The sequence below is a fragment of the Streptomyces sp. NPDC050418 genome (genome assembly GCF_044458745.1).
GTDB lineage: Bacteria > Actinomycetota > Actinomycetes > Streptomycetales > Streptomycetaceae > Streptomyces.
The window spans coordinates 121,812-145,191 of record NZ_JBITIG010000011.1; the positions used below are offsets into that span (position 1 = coordinate 121,812).

Here is a 23,380-nt window from a genome sequence, read left to right on the forward strand (position 1 = left end):
CGGAGCCAGTCTGTCACTCTGTCCCCGTCACCTGAGACGCATTTGACCGAACTGCTCAGGAGCCGCAAGTGGGGTCCATTCCAATGCAGCGGGAGAACACGATCCGCCCGGCCGGTCCGCTCGCCGCGCCCGGCCCCGGCCTGCTGCGACCCGCGGACGGTGCCCACGCCGGCACCTCGCTGCCCGGCAATCCCCTCGCACCGGCCGCCGCCCGCCGCTTCGTCCGCGCCGCGTTCGCGGACTGGACCGAGAGCGGTGTGCCCGTCGCCGCCTGTCTGACGGAGCGGCTCGCGGACGACGCGGTGGTCCTCGTCAGCGAGCTCGTCACCAACGCCGTGGTGCACGCGGGCACCCAGGTCGAGGTGGTCTGCCGCATGGAGGCCGTGCTCGCCGCCGACGGGGGCCTCGACGAAGGCGCGGCCGTCGTCATCGAGGTCGGCGACCACCACCCCGGGCGGCCCGTCCAGGGAGAGGTGTCCGGTCATCCGCCGGGCCTCGCCGAGTACGGGCGCGGGCTCCAGCTCGTCGCCTGCCTCTCCGAGTCCTGGGGCATCACCTACCGGACCGGCACCAAGACCGTCTGGGCGCGGCTGCCCGTGGACGGCGTGGACGCGGCCCGGCAGATAGAGGCGTACGCGGGGGAGCAGGCGCTGCAGCGCGGCCTGCGAGTCGCGGACATCCTTTCGCCGCAGCCCAAGAAGGCCCGCGACCAAGGGGACTGGGGCCACCGCGGCGCGCTCGCCTTCCTCGCCGAGGCCTCCGACCTGCTCGCGGGCCAGCTCGACGAGGAGATGGTCGCGGCCCTTGCCGGTCAGCTGCTCGTGCCCCGCCTCGCCGACTGGTGCGCGGTCTGGCTCAACGACGAGTCCGACCGGCACGGGCGCGGCACCGGGCCGACCGCGCCCCGGCTCGCCCGCGTCTGGCACCACAGCGAATCGCGGATCGAGGAACTGCGGCGCGCCCTGGAGAAGGACCTGCCGGTCATCCCGGGCCCGCTGCACGGCGGGCCCGTCCCCGTTCCCTGGCCCTTCGACGCCATCGGTGACTCATCCGGTACGGCCCTCGCGTACCGCCTCGTCGCGGGCGGCCGCGCGCTCGGCACGCTGCTGCTCGGGCGGACCGGCATGATGCGCTTCCCCGATGAGGTCACCGGGCTCCTGGAGGACTTCAGCCGCCGCGTCGCCCTCGCGATCGGGGCCGCCCGCCAGTACGCGCGCCAGGCCACCATCAGCCGTGTCCTGCAGCGCGGGCTGCTGCCCAGCTCGATGGCCGAAGTCCCGGGCGTGGACAGCGCGTTGGTGTACGAGCCGCGGGACAACGGTCTCGCGGGCGGCGACTTCTACGACATCTTCCCCGCGGGCGACGGCCGCTGGTGCTTCGCCCTCGGCGACGTCTGCGGCAATGGTCCGGAGGCCGCCGTCGTCACCGGCCTCGCCCGGCCCTGGCTGCGGCTCCTCGCCCGCGAGGGCTACCAGGTCTCCGACGTCCTCGACCGCCTCAACCGGCTCCTCCTCGACGACGCGATGGAGGCCGCCGAGTCCGCGGCGCGCGCGGTCGCCGCCGTCGGCATGCGCGACCTGGGCGCGGACGGGTCGCCGACCCGGTTCCTCTCCCTCCTGTACGGCGAGCTGGAACCGTCCCCGGAGGGTGTGCGCTGCACCCTCGCGTGCGCCGGGCACCCGCTGCCGCTGCTGCTCTGCCCCGACGGTGAGGTCCGGCCTGCCGCCGAGCCGCAGGTGCTGCTCGGGGTGCTCGACGAGCCCGTGTACCGCAGCGAGTCCTTCCTGCTCGGTTCCGGCGAGACGCTCCTGTGTGTCACCGACGGCGTGACCGAGCGGCGCTCCGGCGCCCGCCTCCTCGACGACAGCGACGGCCTCGCCCAGGCCCTCGCCGGCTGCGGCGGGCTCTCGGCGTCGATGGTCGCGGACCGCATCCGCCGCCTCGTCCACGACTTCGCGGAGACACCGGTCGACGACGACCTCGCGTTACTCGTCCTCCAGGCCCGCTGACGGCCGCCCGCGCGGGGCCGCGCCTGTCATCCCTGACAATGGGCGTATGCCTTCCGTACTGCCCGACGGGGAACCCGTGCCCGACGACGGGACGCTGCCCGCGTCCGCGCTCGCCGGCAGCGCCGCCCGCCCCCTCGGTTTCTACGTCCACGTGCCGTACTGCGCGACCCGCTGCGGCTACTGCGACTTCAACACGTACACCGCCAGTGAGCTGCGCGGATCCGGCGGTGTGCTCGCCTCGCGCGACAACTACGCCGACACCTTGATCGACGAGATCCGCCTCGCCCGCAAGGTCCTCGGCGACGACCCGCGCGCCGTCGAGACGGTCTTCGTCGGCGGCGGCACGCCCACGCTTCTGCCGGCCGCCGATCTCGTACGGATCCTCGGCGCGATCCGCGACGAATTCGGCCTCGCGGCCGGGGCCGAGGTCACCACGGAGGCCAACCCGGACTCGGTCGACCCCGCGTACCTCGCCGCCTTGCGTGCCGGGGGCTTCAACCGCCTCTCCTTCGGTATGCAGAGCGCACGGCAGCACGTCCTGCAGATCCTGGACCGCACCCACACGCCCGGCCGCCCCGAGGCGTGCGTGGCCGAGGCGCACGCCGAAGGCTTCGAGCACGTCAACCTCGACCTGATCTACGGCACCCCCGGCGAGAGCGACGACGACTGGCAGGCTTCGCTCGACGCCGTCATCGGCGCGGGCCCCGACCACGTCTCGGCGTACGCCCTGATCGTCGAGGAGGGCACCCAGCTCGCCCGCCGGATCCGCCGCGGTGAGATCCCCATGACGGACGACGACGTCCACGCGGACCGCTACCTGATGGCGGACAAGGCCCTGACATCGGCCGGCTTCGGCTGGTACGAGGTCTCCAACTGGTCCACGACCGCCGCCGCCCGCTGCCTCCACAACGAGCTCTACTGGCGAGGCGCCGACTGGTGGGGCGCGGGCCCCGGCGCCCACTCCCACGTGGGCGGCGTGCGCTGGTGGAACGTCAAGCACCCGGGTGCGTATGCGGGACGTCTGGCCGCGGGCTCCTCGCCGGGCGCGGGGCGGGAGCTCCTCGCGGACGAGGACCGCAGGGTGGAGCGCATCCTCCTGGAACTCCGCCTGCTGTCGGGCTGCCCCCTGTCCCTCCTGCGCCCCGACGGCCTGGCAGCATCCCGCCGCGCCCTCACGGACGGCCTGCTGGAGCCCGCTCCGTACGAGGAGGGCCGGGCGGTGCTGACGCTGCGGGGGCGGTTGCTGGCGGATGCGGTGGTCAGGGATCTGGTGGACTGAGGTCTGGTGGACTGAGGGTGCGGGTGCAGGCACGCGGGGAGGAACCCGCGGGGGCTGCTACCGGTCCCCGGAGCCCAGGGTGACGAAGTCGATCAACTCCTCCACCCGCCCCAGGAGTTCCGGCTCAAGATCCTTGTACGACGTCACCTTCGACAGGATGTGCTGCCACGCCGCCCCCGTGTTCGCCGGCCACCCCAGCGCCCGGCACACTCCCGTCTTCCAGTCCTCGCCGTGCGGGATGCGGGGCCAGGCGCGGATGCCCAGCGTGGCGGGCTTCACCGCCTCCCATACGTCGATGTAGGGGTGGCCGGCCACCAGGACGTCCGCGCCCGTGACCGAGGCCGCGATGCGGGACTCCTTCGAGCCCGGGACCAAGTGGTCGACCAGGATGCCCAGGCGCGCGTCGGGGGCCGGGGAGAAGGACGTGACGATCGACGGGAGGTCGTCGATGCCCGAGAGGTATTCGACGACCACGCCCTCGACGCGGAGGTCGTCGCCCCAGACCTTCTCGACGAGTTCCGCGTCGTGGCGGCCCTCGACGTAGATGCGGCCTGCGCGGGCGACCCGGGCGCGGGTGGCCGGGACCGCGAGCGAGCCGGAGGCCGTGCGGGACGGGCGCGGCGGGGCGGGCGCCGAGGGGCGGGTCAGGGTGACGATCCGGCCGTCGAGCAGGAAGCCGCGCGGTTCCAGGGGGAACACCCGGTGCTTGCCGAAGCGGTCCTCCAGGGTGACCGTTCCCGCCTCGCAGCGGATCACCGCCCCGCAGAAGCCCGTGGCGACCTCCTCGACCACCAGGTCCGCCGAAGCCTCCACCTCCGGGACCGGCTTCGGCTTCTTCCACGGCGGGGTCAGGTCGGGGCTGTAGCTGCGCATTCGGCCGAATATAGGAAGAGGGTGGGCCGCGCGGGTTACGACACGCCGAAGCGCGCGGCCAGGGCCGACCGCTGCGTACGGACAAAGGCCGCGTCCACGACGGAACCATGACCTGGGACGTAGCGGGCGGACGGGCCGCCCAGGCCGAGCAGCCGGTCGAGTGCGTGCGGCCACAGGCCCGGCGTCGCGTCGGGGCCCGCCGGCGGCTCGCCCGACTCCTCGACCAGGTCGCCGCACAGGACGACGCCCGCGTCGGGCACCACCGCCACCAGGTCCTGCGGACTGTGCGCGGGACCGAGCAGCGACAGAAGGACGTCGCGCCCGCCCAGGTCGATGGACCAGTCATGGGTGATCAGGTGGTGCGGGCGGATCACGATGTCGGTGGAGGAGGTCGCGTCGGCCTCCGGGACCCCCTGGCGTATGGCGTCCAGACGGAGCTCCTCGCGGCCCGCGTCAAGGACCCGGTCCATGCCCGCGGCCGCGTAGATCTGCACGCCCGCGAACGCCCCCGTACCCAGGACATGGTCGAAGTGCGGATGGCTGAGCGCGATGTGGGTCACACGCCGGCCGCCGAGCAGGGCCTGCGCCTGCGTACGGATCTCCGCGCCCTCGCGCAGGGTCGCACCCGTGTCGAAGAGCAGCGCCCCGGTCGTTCCGACGACGAGGGCGACGGTCGCGTCCCACACGGGAAGCCGCCTGCGGCCGACCCCGTCGGCCAGCTCTTCCCACCCGAACTCTTCCCAACTGATGCTCATACCGTGACGCTAACCGCATCGTGACCGGTCGGCCTTGCTGGGGGGCCACCCGACGGCCGTACACTGACCGTTAGGTTTGCTGGCACTCAACCCGTACGAGTGCCAGGCGGACCGGGCCGGCAGGGCGGGCCGGGTCGGGAACGGCAGATGGAGGTGCGCGGATGCTCAGTGAACGCAGGCTCGAAGTGCTGCGCGCCATCGTCCAGGACTATGTCGGCACCGAGGAGCCCGTCGGCTCCAAGGCGCTGACCGAGCGGCACAAGCTCGGGGTCTCGCCCGCGACCGTACGCAATGACATGGCGGCCCTGGAGGACGAGGGGTTCATCGCCCAGCCTCATACGAGTGCCGGGCGGATCCCGACCGACAAGGGCTACCGGCTGTTCGTCGACAAGCTGGCGGGGGTCAAACCGCTGTCGGCTCCCGAGCGGCGGGCCATCCAGAACTTCCTGGACGGGGCCGTCGATCTCGATGACGTCGTCGGACGGACCGTACGGCTGCTCGCGCAGCTCACCCGGCAGGTCGCCGTCGTGCAGTACCCGTCGCTGACCCGGTCCACGGTCCGGCACGTGGAACTGCTCTCGCTGGCGCCCGCCCGTCTGATGCTGGTGGTGATCACGGACACGGGGCGGGTCGAGCAGCGGCACGTGGACTGCCCGGCGCCGTTCGGCGAGACCTCGCTCGCGGATCTGCGGGCCCGGCTCAACAGCAGGGTCGCGGGACGCCGGTTCTCCGACGTGCCGCAGCTCGTCCAGGATCTGCCCGAGTCCTTCGACCGGGACGACCAGGGGACGGTCTCGACCGTCCTCGCCACCCTCCTCGAAACCCTGGTCGAGGAGTCCGAGGAGCGGCTGATGATCGGCGGCACCGCCAATCTGACGCGCTTCGGACATGATTTCCCGCTCGTGATCCGGCCGGTGCTCGAAGCCCTCGAGGAGCAGGTCGTGCTCCTCAAGCTGCTCGGCGAGGCCAAGGATCCGGGCATGACCGTCCGTATCGGGCATGAGAACGTCCACGAGGGGCTCAACTCCACGTCGGTCGTCTCGGTCGGCTACGGTTCGGGCGGCGAAGCAGTCGCCAAGCTCGGCGTGGTCGGACCGACCCGCATGGATTACCCCGGAACGATGGGAGCAGTACGCGCAGTGGCACGTTACGTCGGACAGATCCTGGCGGAGTCGTAAGTGGCCACGGACTACTACGCCGTACTCGGCGTGCGCCGCGACGCTTCCCAGGACGAGATCAAGAAGGCTTTCCGGAGACTGGCGCGTGAGCTCCACCCGGATGTGAACCCCGATCCGAAGACCCAGGAGCGGTTCAAGGAGATCAACGCCGCTTACGAGGTGCTCTCCGACCCGCAGAAGAAGCAGGTCTACGACCTCGGCGGGGACCCCCTGTCGGCCTCCGGCGGCGGTGGCGCGGGCGGCTTCGGGCAGGGCGGGTTCGGGAACTTCTCGGACATCATGGACGCGTTCTTCGGCACCGCGTCCCAGCGCGGGCCGCGCTCGCGCACCCGCCGCGGCCAGGACGCCATGATCCGCCTCGAGGTCGAGCTGGACGAGGCCGCGTTCGGCACCACCAAGGACATCCAGGTCGACACGGCGATCGTCTGTACGACCTGTTCCGGTGAGGGCGCCGCACCCGGCACCTCCGCGCAGACCTGTGACATGTGCCGCGGCCGCGGTGAGGTCTCGCAGGTCACGCGCTCCTTCCTCGGCCAGGTCATGACCTCGCGCCCCTGCCCGCAGTGCCAGGGCTTCGGCACCGTCGTACCGACGCCGTGCCCGGAGTGCGCCGGCGACGGCCGCGTCCGCTCGCGCCGCACCCTGACCGTCAAGATCCCGGCCGGTGTCGACAACGGCACACGGATCCAGCTCGCCGGCGAGGGCGAGGTGGGCCCCGGTGGCGGTCCCGCCGGTGACCTCTACGTCGAGATCCACGAGCTGCCGCACGCGGTGTTCCAGCGCCGCGGCGACGATCTGCACTGCACCGTCACCATCCCGATGACGGCGGCCTCGCTCGGCACGAAGGTGCCCCTCGAGACGCTGGACGGCATGGAGGAGGTCGACATCCGGCCCGGCACCCAGTCCGGCCAGTCGATCCCGCTGCACGGCCGCGGTGTCACACATCTGCGGGGCGGCGGCCGCGGCGACCTCATCGTGCATGTCGAGGTGCTCACGCCGTCGAAGCTCGACCCCGAGCAGGAGCGGCTCCTGCGCGAGCTCGCGGCGCTGCGCGGCGAGGAGCGGCCCACGGGCCAGTTCCAGCCCGGTCAGCAGGGCCTGTTCTCGCGGCTCAAGGACGCCTTCAACGGCCGCTGAGTTCTTCACGTCAGGCCCGGCCCCCTTCTCGTACGAGGAGGGGGCCGGTCTCGTACGGGGAGGTGACCGGCCCGATTTAGCCGGGAACGGCGGACGTGGCACGATGCCGTCATGTCCACCGCACTGACCGATCTCTGCCCGGTGCCGATCGTGCAGGCCCCCATGGCGGGTGGTGCCTCCTGTCCCGCGCTGGCCGCCGCCGTGTCCGAGGCCGGTGGGCTCGGGTTCCTCGCGGCCGGGTACAAGACCGCCGACGGGATGTACCAGGAGATCAAGCAGCTGCGCGGGCTGACCGGGCAGCCGTTCGGCGTGAACCTGTTCATGCCGCAGCCCGAGTACGGCGACCGGGCCGCCGTCACCGTGTACGCGTCCCAACTCGCCGGTGAGTCCGCCTGGTACGAGACACCGCTCGGTGATCCGGACGTCGATCTCGACGACGGCTTCGACGCCAAGCTCGCGGTCCTCGTCGACGACCCCGTGCCGGTCGTCTCCTTCACCTTCGGCTGCCCCGGCCGCGATGTCCTCGACGCGCTGGCCCGCGTGGGCACCTACAGCATCGTCACCGTCACCACGGCCGAGGAGGCGCAGGCCGCGCAGTGGGCCGGGGCCGACGCGGTGTGCGCGCAGGGCATCGAGGCGGGCGGGCATCAGGGCACGCACCGCGACAACCCCGAGACGGACGGCGCCGGGATCGGTCTCCTTTCGCTGATCGCGCAGGTCCGCGAGACGGTGCAGCTGCCGATCGTGGCCGCCGGCGGGCTGATGCGCGGGGGACAGATCGCGGCCGCGCTGGCCGCGGGGGCGGACATGGCGCAACTGGGTACGGCTTTTCTCGTCTGTCCTGAGTCCGGAGCGAACGTGCTGCACAAACAGGCTTTGACCAACCCCCTTTTCGTACGGACGGAGTTGACGCGCGCGTTCTCCGGACGCCCGGCCCGTGGCCTCGTCAACCGCTTCCTGCGCGAGCACGGGCCCTACGCGCCCGCCGCGTATCCGCAGGTGCACCACCTCACGAGCGGGCTGCGGAAGGCCGCCGCGAAGGCCGGTGACGCACAGGGGATGGCGCTCTGGGCCGGTCAAGGGCACCGCATGGCACGGGAGTTGCCCGCCGGTCAGCTGATCGAGGTGCTCGACGCCGAGTTCCGGTCAGCGGCCGCGGCGCTCGGTGTGCGAGGTGCGGCATGACCGCCCCCGTGTTCGTCGTCGACTCCCTCGAAGGGGCGGCGCCCGGTGATCTCCTGACGCTCGACGGGCCCGAGGGCCGTCATGCCGTGTCGGTGCGGCGGCTGCAGACCGGTGAGGAGATCGTGCTCACGGACGGGCTCGGACGCGCGGCGGCCGGGGTCGTGGCGCGGACCGAGGGCAAGGACAAGCTGTTCGTGCAGACCGCGGAGCTGCGGGCCGAGGACGAGCCGAGCCCGCGGATCACGGTCGTGCAGGCGCTGCCCAAGGGCGACCGCGGGGAACTCGCCGTGGAGACCATGACCGAGACCGGCGTCGACGCGATCGTGCCCTGGGCCGCCGCACGCTGCATCACGCAGTGGAAGGGCGAGCGCGGCCTCAAGTCGCTCGGCAAGTGGCGGGCCACGGCACGGGAGGCCGGGAAGCAGTCGCGGCGGCTGCGGTTCCCCGAGGTGGCGGAGCTCGCCACCACGAAGCAGGTGGCGGCGCTCCTGGCGGCCGCCGACTTCGCGGGCGTCCTGCACGAGGAGGGCAGCCTGCCGCTGGCCTCCGCCGAACTGCCCACGACGGGCTCGATCGTGCTGGTCGTCGGGCCCGAAGGAGGCGTCTCCCCACAGGAGTTGGAGGCATTCGCGGCGGCCGGTGCGCAGCCGTACCGGCTCGGCGCGAGTGTCCTGCGGACGTCCACCGCGGGGACTGCGGCGGTGGCGTTGTTGCTGGGGCGGAGTGGGCGCTGGGGGTAGCTCCCCCGGCTAGGCGTTGAACTGCTCGTAGAAGCGGAGCTTCACGGCGAGGGCCCGTTCCTCCTCCTCGCGGAACGCCGTGGCGGCCGCCTCCGGCTCCGCGCTCGTGAGGAGTGCGTGCAGCCGCCGGGCCAGGCGGTCCGCGTGGGACGTGGCGAGCAGGGAGACCGTCGCCAGCGGGTGGGCCTTCGCGTCATGGATCAGATGCGGGTAGTAGAAGTGCGAGCGGTTCTCGTCACCCGCGGTGAGCAGCGGTCCGATGCGCTGCCACAACTGTGTGTACTCGGTGGCGACGAGGATCTCGCCCCAGAAGCGCAGGAGCGTCAGGATGCGCAGATCCGCGTCCGGCTTCCCGCCCGCGTCAGCGATCAGGGCGAACGTGGCGTTGATCGCCTCCAGCGTGGCCGGGGTCGGTCGGGATGCCTTCAACTCGGCCCGCGAGATGCCCAGTTGGACCATGTCCTCGATCATGTCCTCGCGGTGCGAGCGGGTGTTGCCCGACCCGTCCGGGTACTCCTCGCGCAGGATGACCCGCGCGATCCGCAGCCCCTCCTTGTCGTCGAGCAGATCGATCGCGAGGTCGTACGCCGGAGTGAAGACGAGGGAGAGGAAGCGGCGCTGCAGCAGGAGCCGGGCAAAGGTCTCGTCGGGGAGGGCGGTGGTGTCGGCCAGGACGGGGTGGGCCCTGTACCGGGCGATGAGGTCGTCCTCGTAGGCGTCGAGGGCTTCGATGACGCTGGACGCGGTGGTGGGGTGCATGAGGTGCGGCCTTTCCGGGGCGCGGACGGTACGAGGTGGGGCGGGCGGGCTGAGGGGCAGGGGGGTCACACCGAGGCGCGGACGAAGCTCATGGCGCCGACCGAGCGCCGCCAGTCGGTCAGTTCGACGTCCTTGCCGATCTGCCACAGCGTGTCCAGTTCCTTCTCCACCTCAGCGCCCCGGGCCGTGTCGCAGCCCTCGATCTCGGTCTGGGGGGAGCTGATGGCGAGCTGGGCGTGCAGGAAGGAACTGACCACATAGGTCTCGTCCGCCCGGTACACGGCCATGGACGGCAGCGAGTTGTAGAGCCGGACCTTCAGCCGGCCGCGATGGTCCGTGGGCAGTCCGGCACGCAGCCGCGCGAGGCAGTCCAGGTTGTTCTCGATGGCGTCCTTCACGTTCACCGGTGTGCTGGCCGTGGGCATGTCCCGCAGGGCCTCCCTGCGCAGGTCCGCCACTTCGGACGACGGGAAGAGGAGCAGGATCCGCACCTCCACGCAGCCGGGCGCGGTCAGGACGTGCTCCAGATCCTCCTTGAGCACATCGAGGTTGGGCATCCAGGTCTGCAGCACGCTCACCTCGGTCCGGGCCTGCCGGACGAGCGCCTTCACACGGGTGGTCGGGAACTCCGGGTGCACCCGCTGCACACCCCCGTACCGCTCCCTCTCGTCGAGGGCGAGAGTCGCGAGCCGTCGCTCGACACGGTCGAGCACCTCGAACCGTCGTACCTCGAGCAGCAGGAACACGGTCACCGACGACAGGATCAGCAACGTCACCATCTGCACCCCATTGGGTGCGACCTCGTCCAGGAGCCCGAGCACGTCCGCGAGGATCGTCAGCGGTCCTGCCGCCGTCGTCAGGGCGAGGGCGAACCGCTCGGCCTGGTGGCGTGTGGCCATGGCGGCCTCCCAGCACGGGGCTTATGCCGTATGGGGGTTCGGCGGCCCGCATCGGGGACAGCTTGCACCACAACTCGCCTTGTACGCACAGAAGTTGGCTCAAATCACATGCCGCACGGCGCCGCCATACGTGCCGCGCTACTTCCCCGGCCGGCAGTCGCAAGTCGGCGGATACACCGTCACCGTCTTCGTCACGGTGACCGTCGGCCGCACCCCGTTCCCCGGCGGCCGCACGCTCGGCTTCGCGTCGGCGCAGTTGCCCAGGACGTCCGCCCGCAGCACGGTCTTCTTCTCGACCTTCGCGGTCAGATCACCCCGTACGCACGCACCGCCGCGCTCCTCCGTCACCTTCCCGGTGAGCGTGATGGCGCGGCCGTCCTTGGTCTCGCCCTCGCAGTCGACCGTCGCGACGTTGCGTACGGAAGGGGACTTGGTGCGCGTGCGCGGCGTCGCGCCGCCCTCGCCGAAGGAGGAGGTGCAGCTGAGCCACTGGACCTCGACGCCCTTCTTCTCCAGCGCGTCCGTGCCCTTGCGGTCCGTGGTGAGCGACACCGCGACCGTGCTGAGCTGCCCGTCGACCGGCTGACAGGCCACCGCCCCCAGCGCGGCGGCCGCCACAGCGGCCACTGCGGCAACGGTCCGGCGATCACGTAAGCGCCTCAATGCCCCCATACGGGACAGGTTCCCACTGAGGCCCCCGCAACGGAAGAGGCCCTCTTAAGGTGATCAGGTGACCGTTCCTGTGACGCCGACGCAGCCCTCGTATCTCCGATACCCGCATGTCCGCGGCGAGTTGATCGCCTTCACCGCCGAGGACGACGTCTGGATCGCCCCGCTGGAGGGAGGCCGCGCCTGGCGGGTGAGTGCCGACAACATGCCCGTGAGTCACCCCCGGATATCGCCCGACGGGCGCCATGTCGCCTGGACCTCGTACCGCGACGGCGCCCCCGAGGTGCACTGCGCGCCGGTCGACGGCGGGCGGGCCGAGCGGCTGACGCACTGGGGCAGCAACAAGACCTCCGTGCGCGGCTGGACCCCCGGCGGCGGTGTCCTCGCCGTCACCACCCACGGCCAGGCGTCCCTGCGCCGCCAGTGGGCCTGGGAGGTGCCCCTCGACGGCGGGCCCGCGGCCCGGCTGCCGTACGGGCCGGTCGGTGATCTCGCGTACGGGACGGGCGGGCAGGTGCTGCTCGTCTCCGTGTCGATGGGGCGGGAGGCCGCGTACTGGAAGCGGTATCGCGGGGGCACGGCGGGCAAGCTGTGGATCGACCGGGACGGGGACGGGGAGTTCGTCCGCGTGCACGAGGGGCTTGACGGGAACATCGAGTACCCGTTGTGGGTGGGGGAGCGGATCGCCTTTCTGTCCGACCACGAAGGTGCCGGTGCGCTGTACTCGTCCCTGCCGGACGGCACCGATCTGCGCCGCCACACCCCGGCCGACGGCTTCTACGCGCGGCACGCGGCGAGCGACGGGCAGCGCGTCGTGTACACAAGCGCCGGTCAGCTGTGGGTGCTTGACGATCTCGACGGAGCCGAGCCGCGCGAGCTCGGCATCCGGCTCGGCGGCCAGCGCGTCGACCTGCAGCCGCACCCCGTCAAGGCGGACCGCTTCCTCGGCTCCACCGCGCCCGACCACACCGGCCGCGGCAGCGCCGTCTCCGTCCGCGGCTCGATCCACTGGGTGACGCACCGCGAGGGCCCCGCCCGCGCGCTCGCGTCCACACCCGGCGTACGGGCCCGGCTGCCGCGCACCTTCCGGGTGAGCGGCGAGGAGCACGTGGTGTGGGTGACGGACGCCGAGGGCGAGGACGCCCTGGAGTTCGCGCCCGCCGCCGGAGTCGCCGCCGGCGCGTCCGTACGACGCGTGGCGGCCGGGCAGCTGGGCCGCGTCCTGTCCCTCGCGATGGCGCCCGACGGCAGCCGCGCCGCCGTCGCCGCACACGACGGGCGCGTCCTGCTCGTGGACCGCGAGAGCGGCGAGGTGCGCGAGGTCGACCGCAGCGAGGACGGGGATGCGACCGGGCTGACCTTCTCGCCCGACTCGGCCTGGCTCGCCTGGTCCCACCCGGGCCCGTCGCCGCTGCGGCAGCTGAAGCTCGCCAACACCGCCGACCTGTCCGTCACCGAGGCGACCCCGCTGCGCTTCAGCGACTTCTCGCCCGCCTTCACGCTCGACGGCAAGCACCTCGCCTTCCTCTCCGAGCGCTCCTTCGACCCGGTCTACGACGCGCATGTCTTCGACCTCGCGTTCGTCGGCGCCTGCCGCCCGCACCTGATCACCCTCGCGGCGACCACGCCCTCGCCGTTCGGGCCGCAGCGCCACGGCCGTCCCTTCGAGTCGACGGAGAAGAGCGAGGAGGTCCCGGGCGGCGACGAGCAGCCCGCGACCCGGATCGACCTGGACGGGCTCGCCGACCGCATCGTCGCCTTCCCCGTCGAGGCCGCCCGCTACTCCACGCTGCGCGCCGCCAAGGACGGCGTCCTGTGGCTGCGTCACCCGGTGCGCGGCGCGCTCGGCGTCTCGCGCGCCACGCCCGACGACCCGGGCCCGCGCACCGACCTGGAGCGCTACGACCTGGTGCAGCAGCGCATCGAGGATCTCGCCTCCGACGCCCACCACTTCACGGTCACCGGCGACGGCAGGCGTGTCCTGCTGCACACCGGCGACGTCCTCAAGGTCATCCCCAGCGACCGCCGCCCCTCCACCGACGACGACAGCGACTCCAACATCACCGTCGATCTGTCCCGTATCCGCCGGAGGGTCGAACCGGCCGCGGAATGGCGGCAGATGTACGAGGAGACGGGCCGGCTGATGCGCCAGAACTTCTGGCGCCCCGACCTCGGCGGCATCGACTGGGACGGCGTCCTGGACCGCTACCGTCCCGTCCTCGACCGCGTCGCCACCCATGACGACCTCGTCGACCTCCTGTGGGAGGTGCACGGCGAGCTCGGCACGTCGCACGCGTACGTCGCCCCGTACGGCGGCTACGGATCATCGGACACCCGCCAGGGACTCCTCGGTGCCGACATCTCCCGGCACGAGGACGGCAGTTGGCGCATCGACCGCGTCCTGCCCTCGGAGACCTCCGACCCGTACGCCCGCTCCCCGCTCGCGGCCCCCGGCGTCGCGGTCCGTCCCGGTGACGCGATCGTGGCCGTCGACGGAACCCCGGTCGACGCGCTGCGCGGCCCGGCGGCGCTGCTCGTCGGCTCCGCGGGCAAGGCGGTCGAGCTGACCGTCTCCCCGGCAGGCGGCGGCGATCTGCGGCACACGGTCGTCGTCCCGCTCGCCGACGAGGAACCCCTGCGCTACCACGCCTGGGTCGCCGACCGCCGCGCCTACGTCCACGAACAGTCCGGCGGACGCCTCGGCTACCTCCACGTCCCCGACATGCAGGCGCCCGGCTGGGCGCAGATCCACCGCGACCTGCGCGTCGAGGTGGCCCGCGAGGGCCTCGTCGTGGACGTGCGCGAGAACCGCGGCGGCCACACCTCCCAGCTGGTCGTCGAGAAGCTCGCCCGCCGGATCGTCGGCTGGGACCTGCCGCGCGGCCGCCGCCCGTTCAGCTACCCGGCGGACGCACCGCGCGGCCCGGTGGTCTCGGTCGCCAACGAGTTCTCCGGTTCGGACGGCGACATCGTCAACGCCGCCATCAAGGCGCTCGGCATCGGTCCCGTCGTCGGCGTCCGCACCTGGGGCGGCGTCGTCGGCATCGACAACCGCTACCGCCTGGTCGACGGCACGCTCGTCACCCAGCCCAAGTACGCGATCTGGCTGGAGGGTCACGAGTGGGGCGTCGAGAACCACGGCGTCGATCCGGACGTCGAGGTGGTCATGGCCCCGCAGGACCATGTGGCCGGCCGCGACCCGCAGCTGGACACGGCGATCCGGGTGGCACTCGACGCCCTGGAGAACACACCGGCGAAGGCGGCGCCCGAGTTGCCGGAGCTGCGGTGAAGCGCGCCGGATAGCATGCCCCCGACCGATCACGGACCCGAGGAGGCCCGAGCGTGGCTGGTGAACCGCAGGCCGACTGCCTGTTCTGCAAGATCGTGGCGGGCGAGGTGCCGGCCACCGTCGTGCGCGAGAGCGAGACGACGGTGGCGTTCCGGGACATCAACCCGCAGGCGCCGACGCACGTCCTGGTGATCCCGAAGGTCCACCACCCGGACGCCGCCTCGCTCGCCGCCGCCGAGCCCGCGATCGCCGCCGACGTGCTGCGCGAGGCCGGCGCGGTGGCGGCGGACGAGAAGCTGGAGGCGCACCGGATCGTGTTCAACACCGGCTCCGGCGCCGGCCAGACGGTGTTCCACGCGCACGCGCACGTTCTGGGCGGGCGCGGGATGCAGTGGCCGCCCGGATAGTCGAGGGCCCCGCCCCGGAGCCGGACCCGCGGCAGGTCCCGCCGCAGGTCTCGTACGAAGACGAAAGTCGGTAAGTTCCTTTGTCCTCACGGGAATTCGTGGTGCTCGGCACCGCGAGTCAGGTGCCCACCCGGCACCGCAACCACAACGGCTATCTGCTGCGCTGGGACGGCGAGGGCATCCTCTTCGACCCGGGCGAGGGCACCCAGCGCCAGATGCTGCGCGCCGGGGTCGCCGCGCACGACCTGAACCGGATCTGCGTCACGCACTTCCACGGCGACCACTCGCTCGGCCTCGCGGGCGTCATCCAGCGGATCAACCTGGACCGCGTGCCGCACCCGGTCACCGCGCACTACCCGGCGAGCGGACAGCAGTTCTTCGAGCGGCTGCGGTACGCGACGGCGTACCGCGAGTCCGTACAGCTGACCGAGGCGCCGGTCGAGCAGGACGGGCTGCTGGCCGAGACGGCCGCGTACCGCCTGGAAGCGCGCCGGCTCTCGCACCCCGTGGAGTCCTTCGGCTACCGCCTCGTCGAGCCCGACGGTCGGCGGATGCTGCCCGAGGCGCTGCGGGCGCGCGGGATCACCGGTCCCGACGTGGGACGGCTGCAGCGGGACGGGGTGCTCGGGGACGTCACCCTGGCGGACGTCAGCGAGCTGCGGCGCGGGCAGCGGTTCGCGTTCGTCATGGACACGCGCCTGTGCGACGGCGTGCACGCACTCGCCGAGGGCTGCGATCTGCTCGTCATCGAGTCGACGTTCCTGGACGAGGACGAGCAACTGGCCGTCGACCACGGCCACTTGACCGCGGGTCAGGCCGCGCGGGTGGCGCGGGACGCGGGGGTGCGGCATCTGGTGCTCACGCACTTCTCGCAGCGGTACACGGATGCCGGCGAGTTCGAACGTCAGGCGCGCGCGGCCGGGTTCGAAGGGGAGCTGACGGTGGCGGAGGACCTGATGCGGGTGCAGGTGCCGAAGCGGGGGTGAGCCACGGGCCACGGTCTCACCGCCACTGCGCGGCCCCCGAAGCCCGTACCGCCACCGCCTCGATCTTCGTACGGATCTCCCGCATCACCGCCACGATCCGCCGCTCATGCTCCTCGGTGAGGCGCGCGAGCGGGACCGAGCAGCTGATCGCGTCCACGGGCGGGTCGTCGCAGCGCAGCGCGAAGCCGAAGCCCGTGATGCCGAGGACGCTCTCCTCGCGGTCGACGGCGTAACCGCGCTCCCGTACCTCCGCGAGATCCGCGGCCAGCGCCTCGCGCGTCGTGTGCGTACGGGGCGTGAGCTGCTCCAGCGGGCCCGCGGGCAGCCGCGCCGGGTCCTGTGCGAGCAGCGCCTTGCCCAGCGCGCCCGCATGCGCGGGCAGCCGGCGGCCCACGCGCGAGAACGTCCGCAGATACGCGTGCGATTCACGGGTGGCCAGGTAGACGACGTCCGTGCCGTCCAGACGCGCCAGGTGAAGGGTCTCGCCCAGCGCGTCCGAGGCCTCGTCGAGGAACGGGCGTACGGCGCGCACCCGCGGGTCGCTGTCCAGATAGCTGGTGCCGGTCAGCAGTGCGTGGATGCCGATGCCGTACAGCGAGCCCGTGGTGTCGGTGCGCACCCAGCCGCGGTCGATGAGCGTCTGCAGGAGCGCGTACATCGAGCTGCGCGGCACCCCCAGCTCCAGAGCCAGCTCGCGCAGCCGCGCGGGGCGGTCGCCGCGCGCGGCGAGCACTTCGAGGAGCTCGACGGTGCGCGCGGCGGACTTCACCTCGCGGACACCGCCCGTGGGGGGTTCCTGATCCGGCATGCCGGAGATCGTAGTCCCCGCACGGCGGCCGCGAAGGGCCGTCAGACCGTGAAGACCGGACCCCACAGGTCGTACGCGCCCTCCCACAGCTTGATCTTCACATCGGTGGTCTCGGCGATGTCGAGGTCGCAGTAGCGGTCGGGGTTGCCGGTGCTGGTGTCGTCGAAGCAGACCCCGCCGACCTTCACCCACTCACCGCGGACCTTGCGGTACGCCTGGGCGCGCGCCGCGTAGCCGTCCGCCTTGTAGTCGCGGACGCGCAGGGTCTCGCCGTGCGGCTCCATACAGGCGCCCGCGACCTTCTCGCCGTCACCGGCGGGGATGCGCATCACGACGTTGCCCTCGCAAGCGGTGTGATGCGCGGACGCGCTGCCCGGCAGGAACGCGAGCGTCAGGGCGGCTATCGGGGCCGCGGCGACGGCCTTGCGGCCCACACTCTTGAGCATCTGGAGTTCTCTTCCCGTTGGCCTGGAGTTGATCTCAACTCCAGTGACCCTAGGGGAAGTTGGGGACGTTGCGAAAGCGATTACCCCGCCGCCGCCCGCTCCAGGATCCGCTCCGCCACAGCGGGGGAGTCCACCAGCGGATGCAGCGCGAGCGCCCTGAGCGCCGCCGCGCGGTTCTTGAACACGGCCGCCTCGATCGCCGCCCGCTCCACCGCCTTGAGCTGCAGCATCAGGCCGAGTTCGGCCGGGCCGAGCGGCGCGCAGGGCAGCGGGCGCGCGCCCGTCGCGTCCACCGTGCAGACCGTCTCGATGATCGCGTCGGCCGGCAGTTCGGGGACGGTCGTGCCATTGCGCACGTTCAGGATCAGCCGCGCCCCCGTGCCCGAGGACAGCGCGCGCATCAGCGCGAGCGCCACCTGGTCGTAGCCGCCGCCGTCCAGGTCGCAGGCGTCCCGCTCCCAGCCGCCGCTCGCCGCACGGGACTCGGCCATGTATGTGGACTCGCGCTCGCGCCGGGTCGCCTCCCACAGGTCGTACGCCTTAGTGGGCTCGGCGGACGCTCGCGTGAAGAAGCCGCCCTGCTGCTCGTCGAGGAACTCGCCGCGGGTCTCGGCCGCCTCGCGGACGGAGGCGAGGCTCTCGCGGCGGAAGTAGTAGTAGTGCAGATACTCGTTGGGCAGCGAGCCGAGCGCGCGCAGCCAGGGGGCGCCGAAGAGCCTGCCCTCCTCGAACGAGGTCAGGCGCTCCTCGTCCGCCAGGAGACCCGGGAGCAGGTCGTGGCCGTCCGCCGTGGCCAACGTCCGCAGCCAGCCCAGGTGGTTGAGTCCCACATAGTCGTACGTGACGGTGTCCGGGTCGGCCCCGGCCGCCCGCGCCGCGCGCCGGACGAGGCCGACGGGGGAGTCGCAGATGCCGATCACGCGCTCCCCGAGCACCGAGGCCATCGCCTCGGTCACCATGCCCGCGGGGTTGGTGAAGTTGATGACCCAGGCGTCGGGGGCGAGCGCCTTGACGCGCTCGGCGATGTGCAGCGCCACCGGGATCGTGCGCAGCCCGTAGAGCACCCCGCCCGCGCCGACGGTCTCCTGCCCGAGCACGCCCTCGCCGAGCGGTACGCGTTCGTCGCGCACCCGGCCCGCGGTGCCGCCGACCCGGATCGCGGAGAAGACGAAGTCGGCGCCGCGCAGCGCGTCGTCCAGATCGTCCGCGATCCGCAGGGCCGGGCCCTCGGGCAGCTCCGCGATGACCGCCCGGATCACTTCGAGCCGGGTCCGGTCCGTGTCGTACAGGGTCAGCTCGGTCACCGTGTCCGAACCGGCTCCCGCCAGCGCCCCGTACACCAGCGGAACGCGGAAACCGCCGCCACCCAGAATCGTCAGCCTCATGCCCCGGAACGTACCGCAGGAGATTGTCAGTGCCGTGGGGCAGACTGGCCGGATCTGCAGCCCTCTCCACCATCCACCGCAGAATATTTCGTACGGAGCACCTGGTGAGCGCAACCGACGGCACAGGCCGAGCACCCGGCGGCGGCAAGGGCTGCCTGGATCCGCTGGCCACATTGCGCACGTCCGGCGACCCCCCGTGGGACGTGTATCTGACGGGCACCGTCTTCCTCGACATCATCTTCACCGGCCTCGATTCCGCCCCCGTGCGCGGCACCGAGTCGTGGGCCCGCGGCATGGGGCAGAGCCCCGGCGGCGTGGCCAACATGGCGACAGCGCTCTCCCGGCTCGGGCTGCGCACCTCGCTCGCGGCGGCCTTCGGCGACGACCACTACGGGTCGTACTGCTGGGACGCCCTGGCGCGCGGCGAGGGCATCGACCTCACGCAGTCGCGCACCGTGCCCGGCTGGCACTCCCCGGTCACCGTCTCCATGGCGTACGAGGGCGAGCGCACGATGGTCTCGCACGGCCATGACGCACCGCCCGCCGAACCGGTACCGGACTGCCCGCCCCGTTCGCGCGCGGCCATCGCGTCGCTGTCACCGGGTGTGCGCGAGGAGTGGGTGGCGCAGTCCGCCGCGAAGGGCACACTGCTCTTCGCGGACGTGGGCTGGGACGACAGCGGGCGCTGGGACCTCTCGGGGCTCGCGGACCTCGCGCATTGCGAGGCGTTCCTGCCCAATGCCGAGGAGGCGATGCGCTACACGCGCACGGACTGCCCGCGCGCGGCGGCCCGCGCGCTGACGGCGCATGTCCCGCTCGCGGTGGTCACGCTCGGCGCGGAGGGTGCGTACGCGGTGGACGGGCGCAGCGGCGAGACCGCCGAGGTCCCGGCCATCGCGGTCGAGGCGCTCGACCCCACCGGCGCGGGCGATGTCTTCGTCGCGGGCTTCGTCACCGGCACGCTCGCGGGCTGGCCGCTCGCCGACCGCCTCGCGTTCGCCGGGCTGACGGCGGCGCTCTCGGTCCAGGAGTTCGGCGGCTCGCTCTCCGCGCCCGGCTGGGCGGAGATCGCGGCGTGGTGGCGCAGGATCCAGTCGTACGAGCACCAGGACCCGGCGGCCCTGCGCAGGTACGCGTTCCTGGAGGGCCTGGTCCCGGAGTCGGCCCGCCCCTGGCCGCTGCGGAGGGCGGTGCCGACGATCGGGTTCGGGGAGCGGTGAGGTTCGGTTGGCGCGGGGTGCACCCGGCCTTGCGGGGCTCCGCCCCGATGATGCTCCGCCGCTCCGCGGCGGTGGGAGCGTGTGGGGCTGACGCCCCCACACCCCCGGCAGGGGCGGTTACGCTGCCGTCGCCCGGGCCTTCCGCCGCTTCGCAACCCAGATCGACACCCCGCCGAGCAGGATCGCCAGGATCGCGCCCGCCACCAGCCACGGCAGCGCGAGGAACGAGGTCGAGCCGGTCGTCTTGACGTCCTTGCTCGTGGCCGTCAACTCCACGTCACCCCAGTCCAGTTGGGGCGCGCCGCTCCAGCGCTCGGTCAGCTCGACCTTCTGGAGAGGGAGGAGCTCGGCCGGGACCTTCGTCAGATCGCGGTCGAGCAGCTTGCGGCCGAAGAGGCCCTTCGCGGTCAGTTCGACCTTCGGGTTGAGGGTCACGTTGCCGCGGTTGTGCAGCGTGTACGTGATCGTGGCGGTGCTCTTGCCGAAGCCCGGCACCAGGGGCTTGTCGTGCTTCATCTTCACGTTCTCGACGGAGAGCCCGGGCACGGTCGGCCCGCCCACCCGCAGATAGATCCGCGCCCCGACGGCCCGCTGCACCCCGACCTCGACCGAGCCCTCGGCCGGGTCGATCTGCTCGTCGAGGGCGACCAGCGCCCCGGGATGGTCACCGGGCTCCGCACTCTCCGGGACCTTGATCGTCAGCGGGATGTCGAGCGACTTCTTCGGCGGCACGGTCACCCGGGACTTCGCGGGCTTCGCCCAGGCACCGATCCCGCGCTGCTTCTCGCCGAGCGCGCGCACGGCGAAGCCGCCGTCGCGCGGGGTGTTGTACGCGTCCGAGGCGTACAGCTTGAAGGTCAGCGGCTCGTCGGCCTTGTTGGTGACGGTGACCTTGTCCTTCAGCGTCGTACCGGGATCGGCCATCAGGAAGAAGTAGGGCCGCCCGCCGGGCTGCCCGGACGACGGGTAGACCGACCAGCGCCCGTTGTCGGCGGCGTACGCGGGCGCCGGCGCGCCGGCGGTGAGCAGCAGTGCGGCCACGAGCGAGAAGGCGGCGACAAGTGCCGCGTACGGCCGGAACGTTCTGGTGGCGTGCTTCGAGCCGGACTGGGCGACGTGATGCGAGCCGGACTGCGTGACGAACATGTGCGCGGACCCCCGGGAACGTGTGGGTGGCGGACCGGCCTGTGAGGAGGCCGGCCCGCCGGGTTTTCGTGAAGGGTGCGGATGCCTGACGTGAGGGGGGAGCCGTCAGGTGAGGGTGAGCGTGAGCACACCCGCGTACTCACCGGGTGCCGTGAACTCGGGAACGTTCAGCGACAGTCCGGCGTCGACCTGGAACTCACCGCCGGTCATGGCGGCGTTGGGTGTCTGCGCGAGCGTCGCACCCTGGCTGCCGACCGGACCGGCCGAGCCCGCCGCGCACGTGCTGGGGCTGCCCTCCTTGGTGGTGCACTTCGGAGACCAGCTCAGCTTGTCCGCACCGATGGTCGCGCCGCCCGGACCGTTGAAGGCGGTGACCTTGCCGGTCAGGGACCAGCCCACGGGGCCACCGCGGAAGTCCTTGACCGTCACCTTGTTGAGCGCGCCGGTGGACGCGCCGCCTTCACCGAAGTCGACCCCTGACATCTGGACGGTGTCGCCGCCCTGCGTCATGGTCAACTGCCCGGCCTTCACAGAGGACTTGAGGTTCTGGTCCAGGGTCGAACCGCCACCGCCGCCCGTGTCGACCGTGTACGGGACGGGTCCCGCACCCTTCGCCGGGTCCCAGGCGTCACCCTCGAAGGCCACCATGCCGACCGTCGCCGGGTCCTTGACCTTGACCCGGATGCTGCCGGAACCGGACGCCGCCACCACGCCGGAGCCCTTGTCCGCGGTGATCGAGGTCCCGTTCCAGCCCGCGAGCGTGATGGCCGCACCCGGCGTGAACTTGCCGTACTGGGCCATCACATACGCGTCGGGCTCGCCGGACGAGGTGGCCAGCGTCAGCGTGCGCTCGTTGACCGGGTCACCGCCACCCGTCGCCGTGACGGTCTCGGAGACCGGGGCGGGCGGGGTCTTGACGACACACGGGATGTCGATGTCGATGATGTAGTTGGTGTTGATGGTGTAGTCACCCGGCGAGAAGGTGATGTCACCGGGTGAGGTGACCGTGAACGTGCCGGTCATCGAGAACGCCGGGAACGGTGCGTTCCCCGGCACCGGCGTGTTCTTGCGCGGTCCTTCGACCGCGACCTCGCCGGTCTGTGCCCCGCCGAGGATCACATTGCCCGACGGCTTCATGATGTCGGCCGGCAGCGCGATGCTCGTGGGGTTGCCGGAGGCCGGCTTCGTCACCTCGTAGGTCACGGTGACCGTGTCGCCGACCTTGGGGGCCGCCGGAGTGACCGTGATCTTCGCGGTGGTGGGTCCCTCGATGGGCGGGATGCCGAGATTCGACGGTGGTGTGCACACCGTGGTGAATTCGACTTCCTGCGGTGCCGCGGCCGCCGGTGTCGCCACCGCGGCCCCGAGCCCTGTCATTCCGAGTGCGATGGCTCCTAACCCTGCTGCCCAGCGGCGTCTTCGTCCGCTGCCACTCCTGTTGCCTGAAGGCATGTTGCCCCCTCCTCGAATATGTCGCCGACGGCGGCTCTTCCGCGACGACAGGGAGCCATTGATGTGCGGGTTGTGTGAGAAGTCAATGGAATCGTGCGACTTCGACTGATGACCCATCAGGTTCTGTCAAGATCACACATTTCGCCGCGCAGGAGGAAGCCCGGTACCGCCCGTGGGGGCCGTACCGGGCCGTGTCGTTCAGGCGCTGATCAGTCGACCACGAACGGGCCGGGGGACTGCGGGCCGGAGGCGTAGCACTCGACCGTCGTACCGAAGACCTCGAGCGTGAGGGACGGGGTGGCGCCGAGATAGGAGTCCAGCGTGTCGCCGGCGGCGAAGCTGGTCGCGTTGGTCAGCGGGCCGCTGTCGAAGGCGCCGCCCGCGGGGATGGCCGGGTTGCTGCTGCCGGTGAAGGTGGCGACCCCCGTGCCGTTGTGCGCCATGTTGAGCGTGGTCGTCACGTCGCCCGCGCCGATGGCGATGGGAGTGGTGACCGCGGTCTTCACCTGGATGGTGATGCTCGATCCGGACTGCGTCGCGGTGAGTTCGGCGGTGCCGCCGCCCCACGTACCGCAGTCGTAGTTCGCGGTGGCCTTGTCCGGTGACACCGCGAGGGCGGCCGGCGCGAAGGCCAGCGCACCCGCGGCGAGCGCACCCGCCGCCAGTGTTCCGATGCCGAGCTTGCTGCCTCTCATTCGGTTCCCCTTCCATGTAAGGGAGTTGCCGTAATGCCGCACGAGGGCGCACGAAGGCGCATG

General features: G+C 72.0%; 21 protein-coding genes. 10 read left to right on the forward strand and 11 right to left on the reverse strand.

Annotated features, from left to right (window positions below; all coding sequences use genetic code 11):
* Nucleotides 1-68 precede the first annotated feature (68 nt).
* Nucleotides 69-2,009, forward strand: a complete 1,941-nt coding sequence (locus ACIBI4_RS26195) for a SpoIIE family protein phosphatase (RefSeq protein ID WP_399206489.1) — start codon at nt 69-71, stop codon at nt 2,007-2,009.
* Between the two features lie 46 nt (nt 2,010-2,055).
* Nucleotides 2,056-3,288, forward strand: coding sequence for a radical SAM family heme chaperone HemW (gene hemW / locus ACIBI4_RS26200; RefSeq protein ID WP_399206490.1), 1,233 nt, complete (start codon nt 2,056-2,058; stop codon nt 3,286-3,288).
* 57 nt (nt 3,289-3,345) lie between these two features.
* Here hemW and ACIBI4_RS26205 read toward each other — a convergent pair whose 3' ends face one another.
* Nucleotides 3,346-4,161 (reverse strand): DUF3097 domain-containing protein, encoded by an 816-nt coding sequence (locus tag ACIBI4_RS26205; protein WP_399206491.1) that lies wholly within the window; start codon nt 4,159-4,161, stop codon nt 3,346-3,348.
* Between the two features lie 35 nt (nt 4,162-4,196).
* Nucleotides 4,197-4,916, reverse strand: coding sequence for an MBL fold metallo-hydrolase (locus ACIBI4_RS26210; protein ID WP_399206492.1), 720 nt, complete (start codon nt 4,914-4,916; stop codon nt 4,197-4,199).
* Nucleotides 4,917-5,077: 161 nt separating this feature from the next.
* Between ACIBI4_RS26210 and hrcA the strand changes: the two genes are divergently transcribed.
* The 4 genes from hrcA (at nt 5,078) to ACIBI4_RS26230 (ending at nt 9,156) form a co-directional block, all read left to right on the forward strand.
* Nucleotides 5,078-6,094, forward strand: coding sequence for a heat-inducible transcriptional repressor HrcA (gene hrcA / locus ACIBI4_RS26215; RefSeq protein ID WP_399206493.1), 1,017 nt, complete (start codon nt 5,078-5,080; stop codon nt 6,092-6,094).
* A complete protein-coding gene (gene dnaJ / locus ACIBI4_RS26220) occupies nt 6,095-7,231 on the forward strand; it encodes a molecular chaperone DnaJ (RefSeq protein WP_399206494.1) in 1,137 nt (378 codons plus the stop codon).
* A gap of 111 nt (nt 7,232-7,342) precedes the next feature.
* Nucleotides 7,343-8,416, forward strand: coding sequence for a nitronate monooxygenase (locus ACIBI4_RS26225; protein ID WP_399206495.1), 1,074 nt, complete (start codon nt 7,343-7,345; stop codon nt 8,414-8,416).
* Nucleotides 8,413-9,156, forward strand: a complete 744-nt coding sequence (locus ACIBI4_RS26230) for a 16S rRNA (uracil(1498)-N(3))-methyltransferase (RefSeq protein WP_399206496.1) — start codon at nt 8,413-8,415, stop codon at nt 9,154-9,156. Before ACIBI4_RS26225 ends, ACIBI4_RS26230 begins: the two co-directional genes overlap by 4 nt.
* A 9-nt stretch (nt 9,157-9,165) precedes the next feature.
* Here the strand turns inward: ACIBI4_RS26230 and ACIBI4_RS26235 are convergent, their stop codons facing one another.
* From ACIBI4_RS26235 to ACIBI4_RS26245, 3 genes are all read right to left on the reverse strand, one after another.
* Nucleotides 9,166-9,915: a hypothetical protein gene (locus tag ACIBI4_RS26235; RefSeq protein WP_399206497.1), complete on the reverse strand. Its 750-nt coding sequence runs from the start codon at nt 9,913-9,915 to the stop codon at nt 9,166-9,168.
* 65 nt (nt 9,916-9,980) lie between these two features.
* Nucleotides 9,981-10,814: a hypothetical protein gene (locus tag ACIBI4_RS26240; protein ID WP_399206498.1), complete on the reverse strand. Its 834-nt coding sequence runs from the start codon at nt 10,812-10,814 to the stop codon at nt 9,981-9,983.
* Nucleotides 10,815-10,952: 138 nt separating this feature from the next.
* Entirely contained in the window at nt 10,953-11,441 is a 489-nt protein-coding gene (locus ACIBI4_RS26245) for a hypothetical protein (RefSeq protein ID WP_399206499.1), read from the reverse strand.
* A 103-nt stretch (nt 11,442-11,544) separates the two neighbouring features.
* Between ACIBI4_RS26245 and ACIBI4_RS26250 the strand changes: the two genes are divergently transcribed.
* The 3 genes from ACIBI4_RS26250 (at nt 11,545) to ACIBI4_RS26260 (ending at nt 16,165) form a co-directional block, all read left to right on the forward strand.
* Nucleotides 11,545-14,772, forward strand: coding sequence for a S41 family peptidase (locus ACIBI4_RS26250; protein WP_399206500.1), 3,228 nt, complete (start codon nt 11,545-11,547; stop codon nt 14,770-14,772).
* Between the two features lie 53 nt (nt 14,773-14,825).
* A complete protein-coding gene (locus ACIBI4_RS26255; RefSeq protein WP_399206502.1) occupies nt 14,826-15,179 on the forward strand; it encodes a histidine triad nucleotide-binding protein in 354 nt (117 codons plus the stop codon).
* 80 nt (nt 15,180-15,259) lie between these two features.
* Nucleotides 15,260-16,165, forward strand: a complete 906-nt coding sequence (locus tag ACIBI4_RS26260; protein ID WP_399206503.1) for a ribonuclease Z — start codon at nt 15,260-15,262, stop codon at nt 16,163-16,165.
* Nucleotides 16,166-16,181: 16 nt separating this feature from the next.
* Here ACIBI4_RS26260 and ACIBI4_RS26265 read toward each other — a convergent pair whose 3' ends face one another.
* The 3 genes from ACIBI4_RS26265 to ACIBI4_RS26275 form a co-directional block, all read right to left on the reverse strand.
* Nucleotides 16,182-16,973, reverse strand: coding sequence for an IclR family transcriptional regulator (locus ACIBI4_RS26265; RefSeq protein ID WP_399206504.1), 792 nt, complete (start codon nt 16,971-16,973; stop codon nt 16,182-16,184).
* Between the two features lie 41 nt (nt 16,974-17,014).
* Entirely contained in the window at nt 17,015-17,419 is a 405-nt protein-coding gene (locus ACIBI4_RS26270; RefSeq protein WP_399206505.1) for a hypothetical protein, read from the reverse strand.
* A gap of 80 nt (nt 17,420-17,499) precedes the next feature.
* Nucleotides 17,500-18,804 carry a 6-phospho-beta-glucosidase gene (locus tag ACIBI4_RS26275; protein WP_399206506.1) on the reverse strand — a complete coding sequence of 435 codons (1,305 nt, stop codon included), beginning with the start codon at nt 18,802-18,804 and terminating at the stop codon, nt 17,500-17,502.
* Nucleotides 18,805-18,908: 104 nt separating this feature from the next.
* Here ACIBI4_RS26275 and ACIBI4_RS26280 point away from each other — a divergent pair, with 104 nt between their 5' ends.
* Nucleotides 18,909-20,024 carry a carbohydrate kinase family protein gene (locus ACIBI4_RS26280; protein WP_399206507.1) on the forward strand — a complete coding sequence of 372 codons (1,116 nt, stop codon included), beginning with the start codon at nt 18,909-18,911 and terminating at the stop codon, nt 20,022-20,024.
* 117 nt (nt 20,025-20,141) lie between these two features.
* Here ACIBI4_RS26280 and ACIBI4_RS26285 read toward each other — a convergent pair whose 3' ends face one another.
* From ACIBI4_RS26285 to ACIBI4_RS26295, 3 genes are all read right to left on the reverse strand, one after another.
* Nucleotides 20,142-21,170 (reverse strand): WxL protein peptidoglycan domain-containing protein, encoded by a 1,029-nt coding sequence (locus ACIBI4_RS26285; RefSeq protein ID WP_399206508.1) that lies wholly within the window; start codon nt 21,168-21,170, stop codon nt 20,142-20,144.
* 105 nt (nt 21,171-21,275) lie between these two features.
* Nucleotides 21,276-22,547 carry a beta-xylosidase gene (locus tag ACIBI4_RS26290; protein ID WP_399206509.1) on the reverse strand — a complete coding sequence of 424 codons (1,272 nt, stop codon included), beginning with the start codon at nt 22,545-22,547 and terminating at the stop codon, nt 21,276-21,278.
* A gap of 284 nt (nt 22,548-22,831) precedes the next feature.
* Nucleotides 22,832-23,317 (reverse strand): hypothetical protein, encoded by a 486-nt coding sequence (locus tag ACIBI4_RS26295; RefSeq protein ID WP_399206510.1) that lies wholly within the window; start codon nt 23,315-23,317, stop codon nt 22,832-22,834.
* Nucleotides 23,318-23,380: the final 63 nt, after the last annotated feature.